Here is a 5,679-nt window from a genome sequence, read left to right as displayed (position 1 = left end):
GAAAAGGTCTTCCTTTTTCTATTTATCTATTTACACATAATATTTTACGCTCTCTTAATGGAATCGAACATTAAGCCACTTTCTTGCACTAAGGATGATTGTTCATCGTTAATTTCCTTTAATTTTTCCATAGCTTGTACAGAATGAAGTGAATCTCTGGTTAAGGATGAGGTAATTTCTTGTATGCTTGATGACAATGTCTGTGTCTGCTCAGCTAACTTACGCACTTCCTGTGCAACTACATTAAATCCTTTTCCTGCATCTCCCGCTTGTGCTGCTTCAATGGAAGCATTGAGTGACAAGATATTGGTCTGATTAGCTATACTTGAAATATTCTTCGTTAACGCTTGAATTTGTTCAGATTTCATATTCAGGGAATGAATAATCGCAGCAACATTGACGGTATTGATCTCTGCCTCGGACGACTTCCCTTTCAGTTGCTCAATCAGAACAAGACCATTTGTAGCTCTGCGCTCGGTCACATCGGCTTCTTCTAACATCTGGATAGAGATCGTCGATGTAACTTCCACTTGATTCTGCGTAGATTGGACCACAGTAGTCTGTTCTTGTATCGAATCTGCGTTATGTTGTGCTCCTTGACTAATCTCTTGAATCGCCATGGATACTGACTGCGAAGATTGGTACTGTTCAAGGACAATATCATATACTTCTTGGGAATTGACTCCCAGAGCATCCGCAATTGTCATTAGTTCCATATGTAGATTATGTTCTATAATTCGAGCATGATTGGATTCTTCGATCTTATGATCCATCACTAGTTTCATACGGCGAAATATGTATACGACAGCATATAGACTTGCAATAAAAATTAATAACACAAAAATATGAAGCATCATCGATATTGTGAATTTATCATATGCAGCTTCTCCCATCGCAAGCTTGTCCACTGCACTCCACTTTCTTACAACATACACACCATTCAATACAGTGATGAGAACACTTGTGATTGAAATGAACCACCGATCTAAATAAATACAGAACAAGGTGGCGAGCGGAAATACAAATGTGAATGAAGTATCCAGTTGTGTTGTCATTAAAGTAGCCGCATACATGAAGAAGAATCCACCAAAGGTGAAATATCTCGTATATTTGCTTAATGATACATGACGAGCGATTACACTTCCAATCACAATCGATATGAATCCACCGCCTAATACTGTTGCCACGTATTCTAAACTGCGAATATCTTTTATGTACTCACCAATATAACCAGCCGATATCACGACAAACATAATCCAACTCACCATAATGACTGCAGCATTTGCTACTTTCTCGTACTTAAACTCCTTCAACCCAATCACTTCTCTCTAATTATAATGGTTCCAATAAATTCTACTATAGTTCATTACATCTAAGTGCTCTATGACGTTTATATCTAGAATGGCATTACTGTGACAAATCACATTTTCATTCGTGATTTCTTCAAGTAAAGTTAATATAAATTGAAATAGCCATTTATGAATATAAGGGCGGTGAGAAGCATGATCCAGATTAAAGAAGTTGATACTCAAATGTCTCTACATTTATACCGAGTGTTTGCCAAATCATTTAAAAGTGTAAGTGAACATGCCGTAAACGGTAGTAAAATCGAGGGCTTTAACTCAACTGCCTTCGCTGTAATGGAAGTTCTATTCTATAAGGGAGCTCAACCCATTCAGCAGATTGGGTCAAAGTTATTACTTCAAAGTGGAAATGTCACCTATATTATAGATAAATTAGAAGAGCGTGGTTACCTTGTTCGTAAGCCATGCCCGCATGACCGACGGGTTATCTTTGCTGAGTTAACAGCTGAGGGAGAACATCTCATGAATGATATGTATCCTAAATACTCAGAAAGAATTCATAGAGCATTAAGCGGTCTTAACTCGGAAGAGAAGTGCCAAATGATAGCCCTACTTAAGAAAATGGGTCTTCAAGCAGAACGATTATCAACATCTACTCGCAAATAATGATTCACATGATAAAGGAGACAAGCCCCTAGGGTTGTCTCCTTTTATTTACCTTAAATATAAGTGTCGGTTGCTATATGCTTGATGAATAAGGGTTCACCCAATAATCCACTATTCACCCGATTCTATCATTTCCTCTTCATCATTGGCTGGGGAAGGGACTGTATCTCTGAACCTTGTCACCACCAACATGCTAATGATCGCTATAACAGCCATCACAATAAAGAGTGAGTGCAAACTCCCTTCCAATACGCCACGCATACTGTTCCACAACGAATCTGTGAACTCATTCCCTTCCTGCGGAGTAAGTAACTTGTTAATATCATCTTGGTTCATTCCTTCTGTTCCAGATGTATTCTTTAATGATGCCACAATCTTTATATTGATCCATGAGCCAAAGGCCGCTACACCAATCGTTTGTCCTAACGTACGAATGAACGAATTCAGTGCTGTAGAAGAACCTCTTAAATGATAGCCTACCGAGGATTGAGCAATAATTGTGAATACCGTTGAGGTGTACCCAAATCCTATTCCATATATAAAAGTGATGATCAACAACACGATATTGGGTGTATCCCCAGTCATCATTACCATTGCCAAGGCACTGATAACAATGGCTGTTACACCAATCATTGTTGTCTTTCGTGTACCCGCTGTGAGCAACATCTTCCCAGCAGCTATGGATCCGATGATCCAACCAATGGACATTGGCGCTAGAGCAAGACCTGAGAACGTTGCATTCTTACCAAGGACGCCCTGAATCCATAGTGGCGTATACGTTGTTAGTCCAATTAAGAGTGCGCCGATCAGTAAGTTGGCGATAGAAGATACTGCAATGTCACGTATACGGAAAAGTCTGAGTGGAAGCATCGGCTCTTCCGCTCTGCTCTCCACGACAAGAAATAGTACGAGAAATACAAATGCGATAAGCATTGATCCGATTAAGAGCGGCGAATCCCAAGCGTAATATTGTCCACCTGTAGCCATAGAGAACAATAGTGCTGTGACCCCAATCGTAAACGTAACTGCGCCAGCCACATCAACTCGAACCTTCATTCGAATGACGTGTTTGGGTAAATATCTAGCGATCAAGAAGATGGATAAGAGACCAAAGGGTACATTAAATACAAATATCCAACGCCAGCTCCAGTAGTCTACGAAATAACCTCCTAGTAATGGACCAATTAATGACGATATTCCCCATACAGAGCTTATTAACGCTTGAATCTTGGCACGTTGTTCTAAGGCATATATATCCCCAATAATCGTAAATGCTACCGGAACGATAGCCCCTGCTCCAATCCCTTGAATGGCTCTATATACAATTAATTGCTCCATGCTCTGAGCAAATCCACATAATAAGGAGCCCAATACAAATATCAATGAACCAATGATAAATACTGGTTTGCGACCATAGATATCACTGATTTTCCCAAAAATAGGTGTGGTCACGGCCATGGTTAGAAGATATGCCGTAAATATCCAACTCATCAGTTGCATGCCACCAAAATGACTTACGATAGCTGGTCCAGCTGGTCCCGTTACCGTACCTTCTATCGCTGACATAAACGTTGAGAGTAATAGACCCGTCAAAATAAGACTTCGTTTCATAGGTTTAGATGAATTCACAAATAATAGTTCCTTTCTCTAGGCGATAGTATTATCCTTCAATCTCCTTGTAGTTCCCATTCCAATCCCTATGTAAGATAGAGAACAAATATACATCATGGAACCCCTCCGTCGTATGACGATAATCTCGAAGAAGCCCTTCCTTCTGGAATTGTTGCCTAGTGAACATCTTCGAAGCACGTTCATTTCTTGGATCCACTAAAGCTTCAATACGATGTAAACCCATCCCAGTAAATCCATAATGCAATAGGAGCTCTATTGCTTCACTCATGTAACCTTGACCCCAGTATTCATTAGATAGCTCACAGCCGATCTCGCCACGATATGCTCCTTCTAGTTGCCATGTATTGTAACCACAACTTCCCATCCATTGGCCACTGCCTTTGTCCACAATGCCCCATCTTACGCCATTCTCCGATTCTGACAAATCGTTGAGGAACTGTATCATTTCTACCGCATGCTCTAATGAATATAGCTTAGGTGTACCTGAGTACTCTCGAATCTCTTCTTTTGACCAGCAATCCAATAATGACTGTGCATCATCATATCCCATTCTTCGAAGTACTATTCGTTCACCTACTAGCGTAGGAATATTGCCATTACAAATATACATACCTATGATCCTCCCGGCACATGTTGTAAATATAACTACTTTACCATGTAATTTACATGATTAGAACTATATAAACAAAAAGGGTGCCTAGCTATTTACAGCTGACGCACCCTTTATGCTATGGCATGTTTAATCTACTTGCGTTTCATAATCTCTTCCTATGAATATAAGACCAATAATCAAAATGAATGCAATAAGTGCAAGTAAAGGAATGGTGATGAAACCGAACCAGTTCAAATAATCAACATTACAAGGAACACCGACAGTGCATGGTGCGATCTTAGAGAACGCTGGGAGCATTTGCTCCAAATAATGAAAGATAGATATACTCCCTCCAATCACGCTTAAAGGAAGTGCATATGATATTACGTTTCGATCATCTTTGTAGCTCGCTACTCCTAGCATAATCACTAATGGATACATAAGGATTCTTTGGAACCAACACAATCTACACGGTTCAAATAATAGAATCTCACTTAAATATAAGCTCCCCACTGTAGCAACAATGGATACAACCCAAGCTAAATATAGGGAATACGTTACGATAAACCCTTTTGTTTTCATGCACTTTGCCCCTTTTATTTAGCATTTTGAAGTGCTACTTCATCTCGGATGGCTTGTGCAAGGTTGTTGTAGTCGAATCCTAGTTCAGGCTTGAATTCATGTCCATTGATAAATATGGTGGGTGTACTTCTAACATTATTCTTTATCGCGAACTGCTGATGTTCATCTACTTCATCCTGATATGTCTTATTCTTAATATCCGAAGCGAGCAGATCATAATCGACTGCGATATTCTCTTGACGAGCGAGTTCAACGAGATATTCCGGCGTAGCCCAGATGGTGTCGTGATCCTTCTGATTATCAAAGATCGCATGATAATACTTCCAGAACTCTTCCTTACTCTGATGGTATACAGACTGCGCTGCCAATGCTGCTGTGTTGGAATCTTTATCCGGAGATACAACTAGATAATTCATAAAGTAAAAAGATACGAGTCCCTTATCTATGAAATCCTTCATAAGTTGTGGCTTGAACTGTTGAGCAAAATTGGCACATGGTGGACACTTATAATCGCCAAACTCTACGATCTTGACGGGTGCATCCGCTTTCCCAATCATGGGTAGGTTCTCATATGGAAAGGATACTCCCTGTTCCATGCTTGTATTGTCATCAGTCTTCTGATTCAATACTAGGAGCACAATGGCAAGAATAATGATGCCTGCACCCGTAATCCACATGATTCTTCGTACTCGCTTTCTTTGTAGTTCCCGCTCCGCTTTACGTATAGCGATTGCATTAGCATTCTTTTTTGGTTGCATAAAGCTCATTCAACACCTCTCTATTAAGTACACGCTTATGTTTAATAATTGCATTAAAGATAGTATACTTCAATATTTCATTTATTTAATAGAGAGCGTAAAATATTATGTGTAAATAGATAAATAGAAAAAGGAAGACCTTTTC

At 39.6% G+C, this 5,679-nt stretch carries 6 protein-coding genes; 1 reads left to right on the top strand and 5 read right to left on the bottom strand.

Annotated elements, in window-relative coordinates:
• Positions 1-44 precede the first annotated feature (44 nt).
• On the bottom strand, positions 45-1,313 hold the full coding sequence (locus ACH8E3_RS16480) for a methyl-accepting chemotaxis protein (RefSeq protein ID WP_458633736.1): 1,269 nt from the start codon (positions 1,311-1,313) through the stop codon (positions 45-47).
• Positions 1,314-1,502: 189 nt separating this feature from the next.
• Here ACH8E3_RS16480 and ACH8E3_RS16475 point away from each other — a divergent pair, with 189 nt between their 5' ends.
• Positions 1,503-1,970: a MarR family winged helix-turn-helix transcriptional regulator gene (locus ACH8E3_RS16475; protein ID WP_458633735.1), complete on the top strand. Its 468-nt coding sequence runs from the start codon at positions 1,503-1,505 to the stop codon at positions 1,968-1,970.
• A 111-nt stretch (positions 1,971-2,081) separates the two neighbouring features.
• Here the strand turns inward: ACH8E3_RS16475 and ACH8E3_RS16470 are convergent, their stop codons facing one another.
• From ACH8E3_RS16470 to ACH8E3_RS16455, 4 genes are all read right to left on the bottom strand, one after another.
• Positions 2,082-3,581, bottom strand: a complete 1,500-nt coding sequence (locus ACH8E3_RS16470; protein WP_458633737.1) for an MDR family MFS transporter — start codon at positions 3,579-3,581, stop codon at positions 2,082-2,084.
• A 49-nt stretch (positions 3,582-3,630) separates the two neighbouring features.
• Positions 3,631-4,212 (bottom strand): GNAT family N-acetyltransferase, encoded by a 582-nt coding sequence (locus tag ACH8E3_RS16465; RefSeq protein WP_458633734.1) that lies wholly within the window; start codon positions 4,210-4,212, stop codon positions 3,631-3,633.
• A gap of 129 nt (positions 4,213-4,341) precedes the next feature.
• Positions 4,342-4,776: a disulfide oxidoreductase gene (locus ACH8E3_RS16460; protein ID WP_458633733.1), complete on the bottom strand. Its 435-nt coding sequence runs from the start codon at positions 4,774-4,776 to the stop codon at positions 4,342-4,344.
• Positions 4,777-4,790: 14 nt separating this feature from the next.
• Entirely contained in the window at positions 4,791-5,543 is a 753-nt protein-coding gene (locus ACH8E3_RS16455) for a DsbA family protein (RefSeq protein ID WP_458633732.1), read from the bottom strand.
• Between the last annotated feature and the right edge of the window lie 136 nt (positions 5,544-5,679).

It is taken from the genome of Paenibacillus sp. CMAA1364, from assembly GCF_054373195.1.
Note: the sequence above shows the minus strand (reverse complement) of the source record. Positions and strands in the feature narration are given on the sequence as shown.